The organism is Acinetobacter sp. CIP 53.82 (assembly GCF_000369465.1).
In the GTDB taxonomy this organism is placed as follows: Bacteria; Pseudomonadota; Gammaproteobacteria; order Pseudomonadales; family Moraxellaceae; genus Acinetobacter; species Acinetobacter indicus.
This window is the reverse complement of record NZ_KB850046.1, coordinates 1,260,885-1,280,954: the sequence shown is the minus strand read 5'-3', so window position 1 is coordinate 1,280,954 and position 20,070 is coordinate 1,260,885. Positions and strand designations below refer to the sequence as shown.

Here is a 20,070-nt window from a genome sequence, read left to right as displayed (position 1 = left end):
ACTAGACCCGAAAATTATTTGAATAGCCTTTTTTTTAATGCCATTTCCTGCTTAAACCAGCTCGGAATGATTTTTTTCAGATCTAAATAAAAATAATAGTTTTGACTGTCTGTTTATTTATATCCTTTGATATTTATATGAATTTTATTGTTTTTTTAAATTGATATGCCTCAATTAAGTCTTTCTAAAACTATATGTTTGCGTGTCTTAAAATAAGAAATGTCTATTAATTTTTTGCCAGACCAGCGCTTTATTCCACTTATTGGTAGTTAATTCAAAGGACATCCTCATAGATGATGGCGGCCTTAACCTTTTATAAACACTGATTGAAACAAGGATTCTCCAATGGAAAGATCAGATAATCGACATGCGATTGTGACAGTAGCCATCTGTTTCTTGATTGCGGTCATTGAAGGCTTGGATATCCAGGCAGCAGGTATTGCCGCAGCTGGTATCCGTGAGCATTTTGGCCTCGATAGCTCGCAATTGGGGGTGTTTTTTAGTGCAGGGATTCTGGGCTTATTGCCTGGTGCACTGGTTGGTGGACGCGTGGCAGACCGTATTGGCCGTAAACAGGTGCTAATCTGGTCGACTGCCGTGTTTGCGGTCTTTACTTTATGTACCGTATGGGTCAACAGCTTTAACTCATTGCTGGCGGTACGTTTCCTGGCCGGTGCCGGTCTGGGTGCTGCCATGCCAATTCTGATTACGCTGGCCTCTGAAGCGGTATCACCACAAAACCGTGGCCGTGCCGTAGGTCTGATGTACTGTGGTATGCCAGTCGGTGCTGCGATTTTATCGTTAATTGCCAGTACCGATTTCGGTTCTAACTGGAAAAACATTTTCTACCTGGGCGGTTTATTACCTATTATCGTCATTCCTGTGATGATGTGGTTATTGCCAGAATCGAAGGAATATTTAAAAGCCAAAGATCAGGCTGCGAATACGACAGCAGAAGCTACGCCACAAGGTTCGTTTAAGGATCTGTTTAACTCGAACAACCTGCTACGTACCATGTTCATCTGGGTCAGCTATTTCTTCACCCTGATGGTGGTGTACATCATGCTGAGCTGGTTACCGTCGCTGTTCCAGGAACTGGGCTTCTCGCGTAAAGAAGGCGCAACTGCACAGTTCTACTTCATGGTCAGCGCGACGATTGGTACGGTGATTTTGGGTATGCTGACCGATCGCTGGAAAAAAGCCTATGTCATTCTGTTGATGTACGGCGGTATTCTGGCCGGTCTGCTGGCACTGAACGCTGCAGGTTCATTAACTCAAATGTATCTGGCCTCTGCGCTGGTGGGTGCATTCGTCATTGGCTGTCAGGGTGTACTGTATGCCTTCGGTGGTATTGTGTATCCAACTGAAGTGCGTGGTACCGGTATTGGTGTGGCGTCTGCCGTGGGCCGTGTCGGTGCGATGCTCGGGCCTGCGATTGCCGGTTCACTGTTAACGGCTGGCTTTGGTGCAGCAGGGGTGATCTCTGCCGCGATTCCATGTATCGTGATCTCTGCCATCTTTATGTTACTGCTGGTGCGTCGTATTCAAAACTAAACACGCATTGTAACGACCCCTTCAGACAGCCCGCATATGCGGGCTGTTTTGTTTTCACCGTACAGTCCAATGATTCCGCTGCAACAAAACCATCCATTTGGTATATGCTAGGACGCTGACAATAAGCGAAACATGGATAGGTGTTATGCAAGCGCAGACGGCATTGATCGTAGTAGATGTACAAAATGGATTTACACCGGGCGGTAATTTGGCCGTCGCTGATGCCGATCAGATTATTCCGATCATTAACCAGCTGGGACAGGTCTTCGACAATATTGTCCTGACCCAGGACTGGCATCCGCAGAATCATATTTCTTTTGCCGACAATCATCCGGGCAAACAGCCGTATGAAGTGGTGATGCTGGAATATGGCGAGCAGGTGCTGTGGCCGGCACATTGTGTTCAGGGCACCACCGATGCCGAACTGCATCCGGCGCTGGACTTGCCGCAGGCGCAGCTGATTATCCGCAAAGGGTTTCATGCGCAAATTGACAGCTATTCGGCCTTTATGGAAGCAGATCAGAAAACCACCACCGGCCTGGCCGGCTATTTAAAAGCGCGTGGCATCGACACGGTGTTTATTACCGGTATTGCCACCGATTTTTGCGTGGCTTGGACCGCCATAGATGCCTGCAAGCTGGGCTTTAATACCTTTGTCATTGCCGATGCCAGCAAAGGCATAGACCTGAAAGGTTCATTGCAGCATGCCTGGCAGGAGATGCTGGCGCATGGGGTGAAACGGGTCTATAGCAAAGATGTGCTGAGCCTGTTACAGCCTGCTGCACAGCCAAGCCTGGCCTGATTGGCCCGAATCATTCATTCAGAACGTACCGAGGTCTATGGTGTTAGGTTTTAGCCAGTTTGTACAGAAAACTTTTGCCCTGTGGGTGCTGCTGTTTGCCGTGATTGCCATGTATCAGCCAGAGGCTTTTGTCTGGTTAAAAGCCTATATCACCTGGATGCTTGGTATCATCATGTTTGGTATGGGCATGACCATGTCGCTGCAGGATTTTAAAGGCGTGCTGCAAAGCCCGAAAGCGGTCGCGATTGGCGTGGCCGCGCAGTTTATGGTGATGCCGCTGTTGGCCTATCTGTTATGTGCCTTATTCCGGTTACCGGCGGAAATTGCCATTGGGGTGATTCTGGTTGGCTGCTGTCCGGGTGGTACGGCTTCCAATGTAATTACCTATATGGCCAAAGGCAATACCGCCTTGTCGGTGGCCTGTACTTCGGTGTCGACCTTGCTGGCGCCGCTGCTGACCCCGGCAATTTTCTTTGTGCTGGCCAGCCAGTGGATTGAAATTGATGCCTGGTCCATGCTGAGCTCGATTTTACAGGTGGTACTGTTCCCGATTGTACTGGGCCTGCTGCTGCGCGCGCTGTTTAAAACTCAGGTGGAGCGTTCCATTACCCTGATGCCGCTGGTTTCGGTGGTGGCGATTGTTGCCATTGTCGCGGCAATTATCGCCGGCAGCCGGGCACAGATTCTGGAAAGCGGCTTGCTGATTTTAGCGGTGGTGATGCTGCACAATGGCCTGGGCTATTTACTCGGTTTCTGGGCAGCGCGTTTATTTAAATTGCCCTATGCCGACAGTAAAGCGGTGTCGATTGAAGTCGGAATGCAGAATTCTGGCTTGGGCGTGGCCTTGGCGGCGGTGCATTTTGCCGCGTCTCCGGTGACCGCCGTGCCGAGCGCCATCTTCAGTTTATGGCACAATATTTCCGGACCGGCACTGGCCACCTATTGGGCCAGCCGGCAGCGCCAATAAAGGACGGCTGTCATCCGGCTGTCATCAAGGCAAGGATGCCTTAGTATATTGAATATGCTGTCTTTTTACTTAGATAAAAAAACAAAAAAATGATAAAAAACAGATTTTTATTTTGAACAAATTTGGGCTAATTTTCATCATTTGGTCATTTTTGTAACACAACTGTCATATTCAATTTCTAAGATGCCCTCACAGAGGCGGCACAAACAGACTGTTGTAAGACAGCATAGAGTGAGATATGAGCGATTTTCAGCATTCATCCATGACCTATTTCAATCGGGAACTGGCATTATTCGAGTTCCATCAACGGGTATTGGCCCAAGCGCTGGATGAGCGTCTGCCGCTGCTGGAACGCTTAAACTTTCTGATTATTTTTTCCCGAAATCTGGATGAGTTTTTTGAAATCCGCGTGGCGGGTTTAATGAAACAGCTGGATTTAAATGCCCTGACCCGCACTCCGGATGCAATTCCGACCGAACTGGTGCTGGCACAGTTATCTGAAGAAATTCATGCGGCGGTCGAGCTGCAATATCGCACCTTAAATCAGGACATTCTGCCGCAGTTGCAGCAGGCCGGGATTCGTTTTATTCAATATCCGCAAATTCAGGACAAGCATAAACCCTGGATTGCCCAGTATTTTGCCAAACAGGTCCAGCCGGTACTGACCCCAATCAGTCTGGACCCATCACATCCGTTTCCGCGACTGGTCAATAAAAGCCTGAACTTTATTGTCAGTCTGGAAGGTAAGGATGCCTTTGGCCGTGAAATTGAAATGGCGATTGTGCCAGCCCCACGTTCCTTGCCGCGCTTAATTGCCTTGCCGCCTGAAGTGGCCGGGGAAGGGGAGGAACAGATTTTCCTGACGGCAATTATCCAGCAGCATATCAATGACCTGTTCCCGGGCATGAAAGCCACCGGCTGCTATGCTTTTCGTGTGACCCGAAATGCCGACCTGATTCTGTCGGAAGATGTCGATGATCTGGCGGTGGCCTTAAAAGATGAGCTGTCATCACGCCGTTTCGGCCGTGCGGTGCGTCTGGAAATTGAAGATGACTGCCCGCAGAGTATTATTGACTACTTGCTAGATGAGTTTGATCTGGATCAGCAGCAGCTGTATCAGACCAGTGGCCCGATTAACCTGTCGCGTCTCACCACCAGTTTTGACCGTCCGGAACTGAAATATCCAATTTTTAGCCCGGTGATTCCGCCGGTATTTCGCAAGCAGAAACCAATTTTTGAGGTGCTGAAAAAGCAGGATGTATTGCTGCATCATCCGTTTGATTCTTTTCAGCCGGTGATCAGCCTACTCAAAGAAGCGGCCAAAGATCCGCATGTGCTGGCAATTAAACAGACCCTGTATCGCAGTGGTCCGGACTCGGAAATTGTGCAGGTACTGGCTGAAGCGGCGCGTAATGGCAAGGAAGTCACTGCGGTCATTGAACTGCGTGCCCGCTTCGACGAAGAATCCAATATCATGGTTGCCAACGTGCTGCAGGAAGCCGGTGCGGTAGTGGTGTATGGCATTGTCGGCTATAAAACCCATGCCAAAATGATTCTGGTGGTACGCCGCGAGCAGGACCAGCTGGTGCGTTATGTGCACTTGGGCACCGGTAACTACCATGCCGGCAATGCGCGCATGTACACCGATTACGGCCTGATGACCACCCAGCCGGATATCTGTGAAGATGTGCACCGCATGTTCCAGGAACTGACCGGCATGGGCAAAATGGCCAAACTGAAAAACCTGCTGCATGCGCCGTTCACCCTGCACACTGAACTGCTGAAACTGATTGAACAGGAAATTGAATTTGCCCAGGCCGGCAAAGCCGCGCAGATCATGATTAAAGTCAATGCCCTGACCGAGCCACAACTGATTGCGGCGCTATACCGTGCCTCGCAGGCCGGGGTGCAGGTTGATCTGATTATCCGTTCGATTTGCTGCCTGATTCCCCAAGTGCCGGGCATGTCAGACAATATCGGGGTGCGTTCGATTGTCGGTCGTTTCCTGGAACATACCCGCGTCTATTATTTTGAACATGGCGGCGAGAAAAAACTGTTCTGTGCCAGCGCTGACTGGATGGGACGTAACCTGTTCTCACGGGTTGAAACCTGTTTCCCGATTCTGGACAGCAAGATCAAGAAATGTATTGTCGAAGATGGTTTACGCAGCTATTTAAATGACAACCAGAATGCCTGGGAATTGCAGTCCGATGGCCACTGGCAGAAAGTGCAGCCGGAACCGGAACAGCCCCTGCACAGTGCACAGGCCTATTTACTGCAAAAAAAGCTCCTCAAACTCTAAGCCTCTATCAAAAAATCCTGACACGGGTCAGGATTTTGATCAGACGACAGCGGCTGCTGCGTCTTAAGACGCTTTAGAGTGCTTGCCACGTAAAATTTCAGTTCTTAACTGCTGGGCCAGTTCGGCCGCTTCACTGTCCATGCCATTGACCATATAGGCATGCCGGGTCAGCACATTGGTCGGGTTTGGCATACTGACCAGTTCATAATGATCGGACAGGGTTTTCAGTAATTCATGCGGTAAATGCACCGCATTTTCCTTAGCTGACAGCTGGCTGACCAAGCGTTCTGCCGCCTGCACCGAAGACAGCTGCATGGCATCGACCGGGCTGGACAGTGCACTGCGGGTTTGCAGCACAAAGCGTTTTTCTTCACGGTAGCGTTTATACAGCACTTCAGACAGCAGCTGGAACACGGTGCCAATCATCGCCAGACACGGTGCCGCATTCGGTTTATCGGCCGACATGCTTAAGGTGGCGCCATCTTCATGGAATGGTTGTACCGTGGTGATATCCTGCTGGCTAAGTTTATAGTGCTGCACACACAGCTCGATGCTCTTGTTCAGGAAAATCTGGCATAGATTAAAATACGGCACCGAAACGGTTTTGTTGACCGTATCCATCAACTGTTTCGGATCATAGAACTGGATGTTTAACGAAATTGTATGCTGATCAACCGGGGCCGGTTTGTTTTCTTTCAGTTTTGGTGCGGCTTTGGCCTGTTGCTGCGCCTGTGCAATCGCCAATGCGGTATTGTGTTTTTCCTGCTCCAGTGCCTGGGTCAGATTCTGGATTTCGTGTTTCAGACGCGATTCATTGTTGATACGCGCCAGATATTCTGAACGGCTTGGACGGGCAATCGCACGATAGGCCAGCCACAGCAGGGCATGAATAAACAGCGAACTGAGAATCGCCATCCACTGGGTACGCAGAATTTCGCCAATACTTGGTTTGACCAGGGTCACTTCAATGGTGCCGACTTTCTTTTCGTTTTGCAGCGCATCGCGTACAAAGACTTCACCCTGACGGGTTTTGGCCAGGCCACCGGTGGCCAGCACCTGATTGTTGGTATTCAGAATGCGAATTGAGGCAATACTCGGGTTGGTGGCATAACGATCGGCCAGAAGCGCCAGTGAAACGGTATTGGCCGGTTCCAGCTCGGACAGGCTGTCTGTGACCAGCTGGCTGGTGATCAGCTGGCCTTGACTGGCCCGATTTTCATTGAGCTGGTGAGTCGTTGCCAGTACCAGTAAAAAGGTATGCAAGGCAAAACTTATGGTCAGTAGGCTAGCAAATAGCCCTTGTCTAGGCGCATTCAACGTAAACTTCCAAAGTAATTCTACTTAAATTCGATTATGATTCTAACAATAGTTGTAGCTCAGACCCGAGTCAATTCATGCGAGAAATCATTCTTATATCATTTTTAGGACCTGACCAACCGAATCAGTTTACTCGATTAATGCAGGTTCTGTCCGCTCATTCCTTACAAATCTTAGATGTCGGTCAGGCGGTCATTCATAACCAGTTGACTTTAGGTATTGTCGTCTCATCAGATGACCAGACGGCTACCGCATTAGCCATGAAAGAGATCCTGATTTTAGCACATGATATTGGCTTAACTGTGCGCTTTAAACCGATCTCTGCAACAGAGTATGAACAATGGGTCAATGAAGGTGGCCGTACTCGTTACATCGTGACGGCTTTGGCGCCAGAACTCAATGCCTCTCATCTGCAGGCAGTAACACAAATTGTATCCAGCCAGGGTTTCAATATTGAGACCGTGACCCGTCTGTCTGGCCGTCCGGCAGCAGATGGTTCCAGCCAGGGGCCAAAACGTGCCTGTGTGCAGTTTGGTTTAAGCGGTCAGATGCTCGATGCCGCAGCCATGCGTGCCGCCTGTTTAAGCCTGTCCAACGCGCTAAGCGTCGATGTCGCGGTACAGGAAGACAATGCTTATCGCCGTAACCGTCGTTTGGTCTGCTTTGACATGGACTCAACCTTAATTGAGCAGGAAGTGATTGACGAACTGGCGATTGAAGCCGGTGTCGGTGCACAAGTGGCTGAAATTACCGAGCGTGCCATGCAGGGCGAGCTGGATTTCCAGCAAAGTTTCCGTGCCCGTGTGGCCTTGCTAAAAGGTCTGGATGCGTCGGTTCTGCCAAAAATCGCCGAGCGTTTAACCGTGACTGAAGGCGCCGAGCGTCTGATTTCGACCTTAAAAGCCCTGGGCTATCGCACTGCGATTCTATCGGGCGGATTCCAGTACTTTGCCGAATATCTGCAGGACAAGCTGGGGATTGATGAAGTACATGCCAATATTCTGGATGTCGAGCATGGCGTGGTAACCGGGGAAGTGAAAGGCCATATTGTGGATGGTGCGCGTAAAGCCCTGTTGCTGCGTGAACTGGCCGAGAAAATGGGTATTTCTCTGGAGCAGGCCATTGCGGTAGGTGATGGTGCCAATGACCTGCCAATGCTATCCATTGCCGGTCTGGGGGTTGCTTTCCGTGCCAAACCGCTGGTACGTGAAAATGCCAATCAGGCGATTTCCAGCGTTGGCTTGGATGGTGTTTTGTATCTATTAGGTGTCCATGATAAAGACCTGAACCGGGCTTAAGCACATCACAGGTTGAATCAAGCGCAGCATAAGGGCTGCGCTTTTTTTATGCAAAATCAGTGAACAAGGGCAAATGTTCATTTTTTGACTGAATCGAAATCTGCTTTAAAAACATCGAAAAAAATATTTTTCAGGGCAGTTTTGCAGGTTGTTTTTTTGTAATGACACGCGAAAGAAGGAGTAGCCTTATCTTCAGAAATCTTTAAAATTAAAAAAGTGTAATGACAATATAATATTGCGACAATGTGTGTCGCGTGGTCAAAATTTAAGTCTTTTTTTATCCAGAAAACTACTCATAATGCTTCCATAGATTTGAAATTGGCCTTGCCATTCATTTACAAGTATTGAAGATGGCATGGGGACTCGACAAGATCCACATCCATTTTTGGACGGAGGTTTTTATGTTAACAGCGAATTTAGCAACTATAGTCGGCTTGAGCTTGGTAGCGGCTGCTTTGATTGCTGTTTTCTTTTCGCCTTATCGTCGTTGGTTAAGCTTCATGTTGGCCGGTATGGCATTTTGGGGCATTTTAGAAACGGTCCGTTTTAGCGTACAAACTGTTTTTGAACTGCCTGTGACCTACAGCTATCTGTCTGCATTAACCCTGGCGATGATTGTTGTGACATTGCTTCTGCTACGCGAAGACCGTCGTGCAGAGCGTGCATTGGCCAAAAGACGTTATATCGAACATACCCCAGTGTATGAAGATGACCAGCAGCAGTATTCCAGCCGTTAAGTCTATACAGATAAAACGTCCAAAAAATGTACAGTCATGTACATTTTTTTTTACTTTCGATAATGATTGTTATACAAAGCCTTGCTGAAAAATCAGCTGTTTATGGTAGGATGAAAAGCAATCTAACCCAACAATTACAATAGGCCCGGACGTCATGAAACTTTCCTCAATTCCTGTCGTGAAACTCCCTCTGGTTGATGTCAGCACGGATCCGCTTGATTTACTCGTGACAGGTTTGGCTTTGCGTATGAAGCAGCTTTCCCGTACCAGCCCTAAATTTATTGAGTTGGTTCATGAGCGTCAGTTCCGCATCCAAATTGGTACCGATACCGGTTTTGCCCGTCAGATTATTGTCAATAATGGCGACATTGATACCGTGTCGGGTGATGCTGAAAAAGCCGATTTTATTTTGCAGTTTGCCGATAGCGAGCAGGGCGTGAAAACCCTAATGAAAGGCGATCCGACTGCCTTTATGACCGGCATGCAAAATGGCACCATTAAAATGGAAGGTGATTTTGGTCTGCTGGTCTGGTTTAACCAGGTGGCGAAACTGGTGCCACCAAAGCTGCCGAAACCGGTCAAAGAAAAAATTAAAATGGCGCGTCAGTTTATTAAGCAGAAAACCGGCAAATCAATCTGATTGCTGCGTCGAAACGCCCAAGAAAAAGGTCTTCCAGTGGAAGCCCTTTTTTTATGCACCCGGTAGAGACTTATTCAATTTCCAGCTGAAAGGTCACCGGCCCGTCATTGATCAGATGCACTTTCATGTCGGCGGCAAAAATACCAGTTTGTACATGATCAAACTGGCTTTGTGCATATTCAACCAGCTGTTCATACAAGGCTTTTGCTTCAGCCGGTGGCATGGCCGGACCGAAGTCAGGACGTAAACCTTTTTGGGTTTGGGCCATCAGGGTAAACTGTGAAACCAGCAATAAACCACCGCCCGCCTGGGCAACGTTCCAGCCCATTTTTCCCTGTTCATCATCAAAGAAACGGTATTTCAGGATTTTATCAATCAGCTTCTGGCCTTTTTCTAGGGTATCTTCCTTACCAATCCCTAAAAAGACCAAGATACCGTGCTGAATTTCTCCGGTTGTTTCACCCTCAACAACGACTTTGGCTTCTAGCACTCGCTGTAATAATGCGCGCATATTTGACTCAAAAACTGAAAATTATGTGCATTGTACAAGAACCGCAGCAAGTCTGCAGATTAGCTCTGCTTAAAATGTATTCTAATCTATTGACTATATTTGATAATATTTTAAATAATCTAAAAACACGATTGAATTTATAAAAATTATCTGTTTTATCTATTTTTTACTCTCGACTATCTTAGCCCATGCAGGAAAGGTAATAAATTGAGAGATTTAGAAATGTTTAAGCGTTCATTACTGGTTGCAATGCTTGCAACTGTCACAGCCGCACAAGCTGCCCCATTAACTAAAGATAACGGCGCGCCAGTGGGGGATAACCAGAACTCGATCACTGCTGGTCCAAATGGTTCCGTTTTACTTCAAGATGTACAATTAGTTCAAAAATTACAACGTTTTGGTCGTGAGCGTATTCCTGAGCGTGTGGTACATGCGCGTGGTACGGGTGCCTATGGTGAATTCGTTGCAACCAAAGACCTATCTGATCTGACCCTTGCTTCATTGTTCAAAGCCGGTACTAAAACTCCAGTTTTCCTACGTTTCTCTACCGTAATTCATGGTAAAGGCTCACCAGAGACCCTACGTGACCCACATGGTTTCGCAGTGAAGTTCTACACACAAGAAGGTAACTGGGACTTGGTCGGTAACCAGACACCGGTCTTCTTTATCCGTGATGCGATCAAATTCCCAGACTTCATTCATGCCATGAAGCCAAGCCCGGTGACTAACGTACAAGATGCCAACCGTGTGTTTGATTTCTTGTCGAGCCAGCCATGGGCAACCAACATGCTGACCTATGTATACGGCAAGCAAGGTGTTCCAACCAGCTACCGCGAACAGGACGGTTTTGGGGTTCACGCTTACAAACTGTATAACGACAAAGGCGAATACAAGTACGTGAAATTCAACTTCCGTTCTAAACAAGGCGTGAAGGGCTTGAACGTGAAAGAAGCGGCTGAGCAGCAAGGTAAAGATTTCAACCATTTGACCAATGATCTTTATAACAACATCTATGCAGGTAACTTCCCGAAATGGGATCTGTATATTCAGGTGCTTGATCCTAAAGACCTGGGCAAGTTTGATTTCGATCCGCTAGATCCAACTAAAATCTGGCCAACTGAGCTGGTTCCAGAAACTAAAGTCGGTACCTTGACCCTGAACCGTATGCCGAAGAACTTCTTCAATGAAACTGAACAGTCAGCATTTGCGCCAGGTAACCTGGTTCCAGGTATCGAGCCATCAGAAGACCGTCTGTTACAAGGCCGTATCTTCTCTTATTCAGATACACAAATGTACCGTCTGGGTGCAAATCATCAGCAGATTCCAGTCAACCGTCCAGTGGTAAATGTGAACAACAATAACCAGGATGGCTACATGAATGTATCTGAGCGTGACTCAGATGTGAACTATGAGCCAAGCCGTAAAGAGCCAAAAGCTGCCACTGAAAAAGCACGTGCGGTACAAACACCATTATCTGGTCATGTACAGCAAATTGGCGTGAAAGAGCAGAACTTCAAGCAGGCAGGTGAGCTGTACCGTTCATACACAGCTAAAGAGAAAGATGACCTGATCATGAACCTGGCTGCTGACTTAGGTGCAGTGAAAGATTCAGAAACCAAGCACATCATGTTGTCTTATTTCTACAAGGCAGATGCAGACTACGGTACCCGTATGACCAAAGCGGTGAACGGTAACCTGGCGACGGTTAAAGCTAAAGCTGCAAAATTAAAAGACTAATCTCGATTGGTCTTGAGGAACTGGTGACTAGGGTATAGCGCATCACCTCCGAAAAGTCCTGTAAAACTCCAAACCTTTCCTGCACCCTAGGGGGAGTTTTACAGGCACTCTGTTTCTATCTCATCTCAGGTGAATTGAATCCTGAGTGACTGAAATTTTCTTTTCGATTTCTGTTGGAGTTCATCATGAAAGTTATGCCAGAAGCATTTTTAGCCAGTATTCTTGCCTTCAGTTGCGCATTCGCAACTGCTGCTGAAGTGAAGAATGTCTCCCCTGCGAAAACTGTGGCAAGCGTTCAGATGACTTCACAACAGGAATTGGTCGACCTGTTCTTCGCTGCGGCCAAAATTGGTAATAGCGAAGTTATCAACGAATTTTTAAAGCATGGCTTTCCGGTCGATGTGCGCAATAAAGACGGTTATACCCCGCTGATGATGGCGACCTATTATGGTCACCAGAGTATTGTTACGACCTTGTTGAAACATGGTGCAGACCGCTGTGCCCGAGACAACCGCGGCAATACCGCTTTAATGGGGGCCTTGTTCAAAATGGAATTTGCCATTGCCAAGCAGCTGCGTCAGGTGGATTGTGATGCCCAAGCCAAAAAGGCCGGACAAAAAACCACGGCTGAATTTGCTAAAGTGATTGGCCAGGAAAAACAGCTACAGAAAATCATCCAAGAAACAGAAAAACCTAAAACAAAAGCAGATAAATAGGCTGTTATTTACAGCAGTACTTTGGTCTATATTTCTCTTGGCTGTATGTAATTGCTGCAATATTGCAGGGCTTTTTATGCTTTAATGCAAAGATAAGCACAGCGATATTTCCTAAGTTATGGCACCAATCATCCACTCTTTGCTTGATACCGACTTGTACAAATTTACCATGCTACAGGTGGTCTTACATAAATTCCCGCAAACCCACAGTGTCTATCATTTCCGCTGCCGTAATCTGGAAGATACGGTCTATCCACTGGCGGATATTCTGGATGATTTAAATGCACAGCTGGATCATTTGTGCCGCCTGAAATTTAGCGAAGATGAACTGCAGTATTTGCGCAGTTTACGCTTTATCAAAAGCGACTTTGTCGATTATCTGGAACTGTTCCAGCTCAAGCGCCGTTTTATTCGTGCCGGCATCGACAGTGAAGGGCGTCTGGATATTGTGGTAGAAGGCCCGATGGTTCAGGCCATGATGTTCGAGATTTTTGTGCTGGCCATTGTCAATGAGCTGTATTTCAGCCGTATTCGCAGTGACGAGGTGCTGGCCGAAGGTGAACGCCGTCTACAGGTCAAAGTGGCCTTGGTGCAGCAATATGCCGCCGAGCAGAATCCGGAAGATCCGCCATTTCTGGTTTCGGATTTTGGTACACGCCGCCGTTACAGCTTTGCCTGGCAAAAGCATGTGGTGCAGCAGATTAATGCCGCCGCGCCGGGTGTATTCCGCGGCACCAGCAATGTGCTGCTGGCCAAACAGCTTGGCATTACTCCAATTGGCACCATGGCGCATGAATTTTTACAGGCCTTTCAGGCGCTGGATGTGCGTTTACGCGACTTCCAGAAAGCGGCACTGGAAACCTGGGTACAGGAATATCGGGGTGACTTGGGGATTGCCCTGACCGATGTGGTCGGGATGGATGCCTTTCTGCGTGATTTTGACCTGTATTTTGCCAAACTGTTTGATGGCCTGCGCCATGACAGTGGCGATCCGTATAGCTGGGGCGACAAAGCCTATGCCCATTATAAAAAGCTGAAAATTGACAGCAAAACCAAGATGCTGACCTTTAGTGATGGCCTGACCCTGGAAAAAGCCTGGGCGCTACACAACTACTTTAAAGACCGCTTTCAGGTCAGTTTCGGGATTGGCACCAACCTAACCAATGATATGGGACAAACTCCGCTGAATATTGTGTTAAAGCTGGTGGAATGTAACCGTCAGTCGGTGGCCAAAATTTCCGACAGTCCGGGCAAAACCATGACTGACAACGATACCTTCCTCGCTTATTTGCGTCAGGTGTTTGATATTCAGGAATAAGCAAAAATACAGGCCAGGTTCAGCCGATGCTGGACCTCGCCATCTCCCTGCTGGCGCGTTGACCTCTATCCATTTTTCTGCGCAAGGAATGCAGAAATTCAGGATAATCCTAAAAATGACTTGTGCTAACATCAGGGACAAGGATAGTGATAAAACATACAACCACGATGAATGATGCCACGATCAATTTCGGTCTGTTGATTGAAGCCGAAGACCTGGTGCCCTATTTAGGCAGTGAAAAATTACGTATTGTCGATTTAAGCCGCAACTCGGTCTATGAACAGCTGCATATTCCACATGCGCTACATGTAAAGCCAAAACTATTGCTGCGTCAGGAAGAGTATGCTTCGGGTTTATTGCCGGAGCAGGACGGCCTGGAAGAACTGATCCGCTATTTAAACATTTCCCCTGAGCATCATGTGGTGGCCTATGACGATGAAGGCGGAGCCTGGGCCGGGCGTTTGCTGTGGAATTTACATTGTTTAGGTTTTGAAAACACTAGCCTGCTCAATGGCGGGATTCATGCCTGGCTGGCGGCCGGTCTGCCGACCTCGTCGGAGCTGCCGAGCTTTGCGCCGGTTGAGCATTTGGTGCCGGTACAGCTGAATGATCAGTATCAAATTCAATATGATGCGTTATTAGAGCAGGTACAAAGTGCTGAACTGCAACTCTGGGATTGCCGCACTGCAGAAGAATATAGCGGACAGCGACTGGCGGCGCGACGCGGCGGTCACATGCCGGGCGCCCGACATTTCGAGTGGAGTACTGCCCTTGACCGCGAAAATCATTTAAAATTGCATCCGCTAGAACGCACGCAGCAGCGTCTGGAACAACTTGGCTTTGATTTAAGCCAACCGGTGGTGGTGTACTGCCAGTCTCATCATCGTTCCGGTCTGGCCTATATTCTGGGCCGTTTACTGGGTTGGCCAATCCGGGCGTATGCAGGTGCGTGGAGTGAATGGGGCAATCGCCTCGACAGTCCTATCATTACCGGAGAGTTGCCGTCTTGAGCCTCACATCTCGTTTAAAAAAACAATTATTTATTCAGGCCCAGCGCGTGGTACCCCAGCACCAGTTGTCTCGTGTGGTGGGTAAAATTGCTGCCAGTGAACACCCGATGGTGAAAAACGCAGTAATTCAGGCATTTAAAATGCAGTACGGAATTGATATGTCGATTGCCGAGCAAGGCAATGCCCTGAAATTCAAATCCTTTAATGAATTCTTTACCCGTGCCTTAAAAGATGGGGTGCGTGTGGTCGATGCCGATCCGAATAGCATTGTTTCTCCGGCTGATGGCGCGATTTCCCAGCTGGGTAAAATTGAAGATGGTGCAATTTTTCAGGCCAAAGGCCAGAACTTTACGGTTGAAAACCTGATTGCCGATCCACAGCTGGCCGAGCCGTTTAAAAATGGCCAGTTTGCCACTGTGTATTTATCACCGCGGGATTATCACCGGGTGCATATGCCATTTGCCGGTACCTTAACTGAAACTCTGTATGTACCGGGCGAGCTGTTTTCAGTGAACCAGACCACAGCAGAACATATTCCGGGACTGTTTGCCCGTAATGAACGCATGGTCTGCCTGTTTGATACCGAGATGGGCCGGATGGCGGTGGTGCTGGTGGGTGCCATGATTGTGGCCGGTATTGAAACGGTTGCCACCGGCAAGGTCAAACCATCGGGCCGTTTGGAGCTGAACCAGCATGACCTGTTCCTGGAAAAAGGCGCCGAATTAGGCCGTTTCTATCTCGGTTCTACCGCAGTGATTTTATTTGAACAGGATAAAATGCAGTGGGATGCGCAGTATCAGGCCAATTCTCTGGTGGAAATGGGCAAAGCCATGGGTCATCGCCTCTAAGCTGTTTGTATTGAAATGAAAAATGCCCGGATTAATCCGGGCATTTTTATGGGTATTCGGTTTAAAGGCTATACAGCCGTTCTTTGGGAAAGACGGCCTTAAAGGTTGAGCCGCTATTTTCTTTGGACTCGACTTCTAAATGGGCATTGTGCTGCATCAAGACATGCTTGACGATGGCCAGCCCTAAACCGGTACCGCCGGTCTGACGGCTACGCGCGCTATCTACCCGATAAAAACGTTCGGTTAGACGCGGCAGGTGTTTCGGATCAATGCCGATGCCGGTGTCCTGCACGCTAAAATAGCCATGCTCGCCATCATCATGCCAGCCAATGGTAATGGTGCCGCCTTTCGGGGTGTATTTGATGGCGTTGGTAATTAAATTGCTAAAGGCACTGGCCAGTTCCATATCGGAGCCAATCAGGTCGCAATGACTGTCGATATCCAGATTCAGGGTATGGCCATAATCAATATTGTAGGCATGCGCATCATCAAACAGCTGGTTCATCAGACTTGGCATGTCAATAATCTGGTTTTTGGCAATGGTCTTTTCATTTTCCAGACGCGACAGCAGCAGCAGGTCATTGACCAGCGCATTCATACGCCGGGTTTGCGACTGCATCTGTTCAAAGGCACGTTTCCAGCGCGGATTCATGTCTTCTTGGTCGGTAAAGGTTTCAATATAGCCACTCAGTACGGTCAGCGGGGTGCGTAATTCGTGCGAGATATTGTCGACAAAGTCTTTGCGCATCTGTTCCAGATTGTGCATCCGGGTCATGTCATGTGCTACCAGCAGGCGGCTTTCGCCACCAAAGCGGGTCATTTTGACCTGTACATAGTGTTCATCTAGCACGGTCGATTTGATTTTCAAGCCATCTGGCGCCTGATCAATATGATGAAAATATTCAATAAATGCCGGTTGGCGCAAAATGGTCAAAATATTGCGACCATGATCCAGTGGCTGAATGCCGAGCAGGCGCTCTGCTGCCGGATTCCACCATTCAATCTGATGGTTGTCATCAATCAGCACCACCGCTTCGGCCAGGGCCACCAAGGATGACTGGGCACGGTCAATTAGCCCGACCATTTCGGCCTGAACAATACGTTCCTGACGCTGCGAGCGGTATACATTAAATAATAAAGCCCCCCAAATGCCATGCAAATTTGGGGGAACATCATAGGGACGGTTGGCAATCCAGTCATTGACCAGATAGAGGGAGCGCATTTGGGTGGCGAAAAACGCCAGAAAGCCAATAAAAATACAGATCCAGAACTGTTCGATTCCGAGACCAATAAAACCTGCAATTACTAAAAAAAAGATCAGTAAACGGAGATCTTGTTTGGCAAAAGTCCACAAACTGCTGTAACGGACATTCTTGTGGTCACGGGCCAGTTCGGGGACAGGGTATGGTTCATACATAAAAAGTAATTAACCTAAGGCGACATCCGCACGGGTTGAGAAACGGTATCCAGTGCCACGAACCGTTTGTACAAAGCGGTCTGCGCCAAATGGCTCCAGCACCTTGCGTAAACGACGAATATGCACATCAATGGTACGATCCTCAATATATACGTTGCCACCCCAGACCTGGTCAAGTAGTTGTGCACGGGTATAGGCACGTTCCGGATGCGTCATAAAGAAGGCCAAAAGACGATATTCGGTTGGACCCATGTCCAGAATATTGTCGCCAAAGCTGACGCGCTGGCTAACCGGATCCAGAATCAGGCCGTTGGCATCAATAGTTTTTTCACCATTCAGGGCATTGGCGCGGCGCAATACGGCTTTGATGCGTGATACCAGCTCACGGGTAGAAAACGGTTTGGTCATGTAGTCGTCGGCACCGGCATCCAGACCCTGAACCTTGTGGTCTTCTTCACCGCGTGCAGTCAGCATGATCACCGGAATTTCTGCCAGGTTTTCATCACGTTTTAAACGACGACACAAATCAACACCACTGACGCCGCCAGGCATCATCCAGTCCAGCAAAATCAGTGCCGGGCGTTGATCGACGATCATCTGATGCGCCTGTTTGGCATCTTCAGCCTGTAAGCAATGAAAGCCGGCCATATCCAATGAGGTATGGATCATCTCTCGGATTGGAAGTTCATCATCGACAATTAAAATGTAGTCATCTTTCACAACGCAATACCCTATAAGTGAACGGTGAACCGTTTATATTTATGACAGGCTTATTACAAAGATTAATTATGACAGTATCATTGCAGAAAGGGCAGACAGCGCTATTTTCGCAATGTTTTGTGACAATTTTTTGTACAGAATGAGCTGAATCCGGAATTCATTTAAAAAAATTTAAATAAAAGATTCAAATATTTAATTTTTCTTGCAGTTTGATGACAGGGATTCAGGCTTTTTTGCTACTTTCTGGCTCCGCTTCGGAAAAATGTTCGAGCAGAGAAATGAACACCACGCTACAGGCGCTGAGCACTTCATCCATTGACTGCTTAAAGCCGCTCATGACCCAGCGGATGGCAATTTGGGTGACATAACCGTTCAGGCCGCTGGCAATTAATGACAGTTCGCGTTCTGAATGCTGCAGGTTTGGCATCATTAGCATGACAAAGGCCTGAATCATGCGGTCAAAGCGCGCCATGCTTTCCTGAATGGTGGCCTGGTTGTGCAGTTCCTGTACCAGCATGGCATCAATATAAATAATCCGAGCCATCTGCGGGTTGTCTTTGAGCGTAGTCAGCAGGGCAGTTAAACCGGCTTCAATCATTTTTTGCGGATTGGTCGAGGCCTGCATGATGGCCTGCATCACATTGTGTTGCAGTGCATCAATCAGCTGTAAAAAAATGGTCTGGAACAGGTCTTCACTTTTTTTGAAGGATTCGTAGAAATAGCGCTCGGTGAGTTTGGCCTCGGTACAAATATCTTTCACCGTGACCGCAAAAAAACCATGCGTGCCATAGGCGTGCAGGCCGGCTTCAATCAGTTTTTCCCGGCGTAGCTGTTTGCGCTCGCTCAGCGATAATCCTTTAAATTGGCGCTCTTTATTTTGGGTATTCTGCGCATTTGGGGGAGCGGGGTGTTGTGCTTCGGTCATAGTAAAAAGGCCAGTTCACATCCTATATTGCTATAGATTAACAAGATTTTGCTCTAAGTGCGAAGTTTGGCACTCAGATTTGAACGCAGCAGACAGAAATCTGCGGGCTTTTGTGTTGACAATGATTATTGTCAAAATTATATTTGAGTGGTGAAATTGAAGTGCGTTGCCGTGCCTAAGGGACGCAGCAAGACCATCCATAAAAAGGAAGCGGAATGAAAAATTTTAAAAATAAAGTCGCGGCGATTACCGGAGCAGGTTCAGGCATTGGCCAGCAGCTGGCCGTCTTATTGGCCCAGCAGGGCTGTCATTTGTCTTTAAGTGATGTCAATGAAGAAGGCCTGGCTAAAACCAAAGCCTTGCTAAGTGATTATAACGTGCGAGTGACTACGGAACAGGTGGATGTGGCAGATCGGGCGGCCATGAAGCACTGGGCTGAACAGACCGTGCAGGATCATGGCTCGGTCAATATGATTTTTAACAATGCCGGGGTGGCCTTAGGATCGACCGTTGAAGGTGCCTCTTATGAAGACCTGGAGTGGATTGTCGGGATTAATTTCTGGGGTGTGGTGCATGGCACCAAAGAATTTTTACCGTATATCAAACAGACTGGCGATGGCCATATTGTCAATATTTCCAGCCTGTTCGGGATTACTGCACAGCCGACTCAATCGGCCTATAATGCGACCAAATTTGCAGTACGTGGTTATACCGAGTCGTTACGTCAGGAACTGGATATCCAGAACTGTGGCGTGAGTGCGCTGTGTGTGCATCCGGGTGGGATTCGGACCAATATTGCCAACGCCGCGAAAATGAATGACAGTCTGAGCAGTCTGGGTATGAACTCAGAAAAGTCGATACGCTCTTTTAATAAATTATTGCGTTATCCGGCAGAGCATGCGGCACGCGATATTCTGGATGCGGTTTTAAAAGATAAACGCCGTTTATTGATTGGCAATGATGCCAAAGCTATTGATTTAATTCAGCGGATTGTCCCAAGTGGCTATCAGCGGGTGATGGCGGTGGCGACCCAGCTGGGCAAAGGCCGTAAATAAACTGTATTTGAAAGAAGCCTGCGTTAAGCGGGCTTTTTTGTGGCTGTTCAGCATATTTCATTTTTTATTTATCTGAAATTCAGAATAAAACTGTCAAGTTTTTGACAGATTTGAATAAGCCGTTTTGACATCATCAGCTCATCCCGAGTGGAAACCTTTAAAAACATCAAAAGAGAAATGAAGGAAATTTAATATG

The 20,070-nt window shown here is 47.9% G+C and carries 18 protein-coding genes; 13 read left to right on the top strand and 5 right to left on the bottom strand.

The window, feature by feature from the left end:
- The first annotated feature begins 345 nt into the window (after positions 1–345).
- The 4 genes from mhpT (at position 346) to ppk1 (ending at position 5,625) form a co-directional block, all read left to right on the top strand.
- A complete protein-coding gene (gene mhpT, locus F905_RS11630; RefSeq protein ID WP_005180930.1) occupies positions 346–1,554 on the top strand; it encodes a 3-(3-hydroxy-phenyl)propionate transporter MhpT in 1,209 nt (402 codons plus the stop codon).
- Positions 1,555–1,699: 145 nt separating this feature from the next.
- Positions 1,700–2,356, top strand: a complete 657-nt coding sequence (gene pncA, locus F905_RS11625; RefSeq protein WP_005180927.1) for a bifunctional nicotinamidase/pyrazinamidase — start codon at positions 1,700–1,702, stop codon at positions 2,354–2,356.
- Between the two features lie 37 nt (positions 2,357–2,393).
- Positions 2,394–3,323, top strand: coding sequence for a bile acid:sodium symporter family protein (locus tag F905_RS11620; RefSeq protein WP_034598041.1), 930 nt, complete (start codon positions 2,394–2,396; stop codon positions 3,321–3,323).
- Positions 3,324–3,561: 238 nt separating this feature from the next.
- Positions 3,562–5,625, top strand: a complete 2,064-nt coding sequence (ppk1, locus tag F905_RS11615; protein WP_005180922.1) for a polyphosphate kinase 1 — start codon at positions 3,562–3,564, stop codon at positions 5,623–5,625.
- 63 nt (positions 5,626–5,688) lie between these two features.
- Here ppk1 and F905_RS11610 read toward each other — a convergent pair whose 3' ends face one another.
- Positions 5,689–6,942, bottom strand: a complete 1,254-nt coding sequence (locus tag F905_RS11610) for a hypothetical protein (protein WP_005180919.1) — start codon at positions 6,940–6,942, stop codon at positions 5,689–5,691.
- Between the two features lie 77 nt (positions 6,943–7,019).
- On the opposite strand from F905_RS11610, the gene serB reads away from it, so the two are divergent.
- The 3 genes from serB (at position 7,020) to F905_RS11595 (ending at position 9,617) form a co-directional block, all read left to right on the top strand.
- Positions 7,020–8,240, top strand: a complete 1,221-nt coding sequence (gene serB / locus F905_RS11605) for a phosphoserine phosphatase SerB (protein ID WP_005180917.1) — start codon at positions 7,020–7,022, stop codon at positions 8,238–8,240.
- A 401-nt stretch (positions 8,241–8,641) separates the two neighbouring features.
- Positions 8,642–8,977 (top strand): ciprofloxacin tolerance protein AciT, encoded by a 336-nt coding sequence (gene aciT, locus F905_RS11600; RefSeq protein WP_005180916.1) that lies wholly within the window; start codon positions 8,642–8,644, stop codon positions 8,975–8,977.
- A gap of 154 nt (positions 8,978–9,131) precedes the next feature.
- Entirely contained in the window at positions 9,132–9,617 is a 486-nt protein-coding gene (locus F905_RS11595) for a hypothetical protein (protein ID WP_005180913.1), read from the top strand.
- 70 nt (positions 9,618–9,687) lie between these two features.
- Here F905_RS11595 and dtd read toward each other — a convergent pair whose 3' ends face one another.
- Positions 9,688–10,128: a D-aminoacyl-tRNA deacylase gene (gene dtd, locus F905_RS11590; protein WP_005180909.1), complete on the bottom strand. Its 441-nt coding sequence runs from the start codon at positions 10,126–10,128 to the stop codon at positions 9,688–9,690.
- A 222-nt stretch (positions 10,129–10,350) separates the two neighbouring features.
- Between dtd and F905_RS11585 the strand changes: the two genes are divergently transcribed.
- The 5 genes from F905_RS11585 (at position 10,351) to asd (ending at position 15,757) form a co-directional block, all read left to right on the top strand.
- Positions 10,351–11,865, top strand: a complete 1,515-nt coding sequence (locus tag F905_RS11585; RefSeq protein WP_005180906.1) for a catalase — start codon at positions 10,351–10,353, stop codon at positions 11,863–11,865.
- 185 nt (positions 11,866–12,050) lie between these two features.
- On the top strand, positions 12,051–12,581 hold the full coding sequence (locus F905_RS11580) for an ankyrin repeat domain-containing protein (protein ID WP_005180904.1): 531 nt from the start codon (positions 12,051–12,053) through the stop codon (positions 12,579–12,581).
- 118 nt (positions 12,582–12,699) lie between these two features.
- A complete protein-coding gene (gene pncB, locus F905_RS11575) occupies positions 12,700–13,899 on the top strand; it encodes a nicotinate phosphoribosyltransferase (RefSeq protein ID WP_005180901.1) in 1,200 nt (399 codons plus the stop codon).
- A gap of 167 nt (positions 13,900–14,066) precedes the next feature.
- A complete protein-coding gene (locus F905_RS11570; protein ID WP_005180899.1) occupies positions 14,067–14,909 on the top strand; it encodes a sulfurtransferase in 843 nt (280 codons plus the stop codon).
- Complete coding sequence (gene asd / locus F905_RS11565; protein WP_005180897.1) at positions 14,906–15,757, top strand: archaetidylserine decarboxylase; 852 nt, start codon at positions 14,906–14,908, stop codon at positions 15,755–15,757. Before F905_RS11570 ends, asd begins: the two co-directional genes overlap by 4 nt.
- Before the next feature lie 61 nt (positions 15,758–15,818).
- Here the strand turns inward: asd and phoR are convergent, their stop codons facing one another.
- The 3 genes from phoR to F905_RS11550 form a co-directional block, all read right to left on the bottom strand.
- Positions 15,819–17,174 (bottom strand): phosphate regulon sensor histidine kinase PhoR, encoded by a 1,356-nt coding sequence (gene phoR, locus F905_RS11560; RefSeq protein WP_005180896.1) that lies wholly within the window; start codon positions 17,172–17,174, stop codon positions 15,819–15,821.
- 9 nt (positions 17,175–17,183) lie between these two features.
- Positions 17,184–17,894, bottom strand: coding sequence for a phosphate regulon transcriptional regulator PhoB (gene phoB / locus F905_RS11555; RefSeq protein ID WP_005180894.1), 711 nt, complete (start codon positions 17,892–17,894; stop codon positions 17,184–17,186).
- 223 nt (positions 17,895–18,117) lie between these two features.
- Positions 18,118–18,819 (bottom strand): TetR/AcrR family transcriptional regulator, encoded by a 702-nt coding sequence (locus tag F905_RS11550; RefSeq protein WP_005180893.1) that lies wholly within the window; start codon positions 18,817–18,819, stop codon positions 18,118–18,120.
- A 215-nt stretch (positions 18,820–19,034) separates the two neighbouring features.
- Here F905_RS11550 and F905_RS11545 point away from each other — a divergent pair, with 215 nt between their 5' ends.
- Positions 19,035–19,874, top strand: a complete 840-nt coding sequence (locus F905_RS11545; RefSeq protein ID WP_005180891.1) for an SDR family NAD(P)-dependent oxidoreductase — start codon at positions 19,035–19,037, stop codon at positions 19,872–19,874.
- The last annotated feature ends 196 nt before the right edge of the window (positions 19,875–20,070 follow it).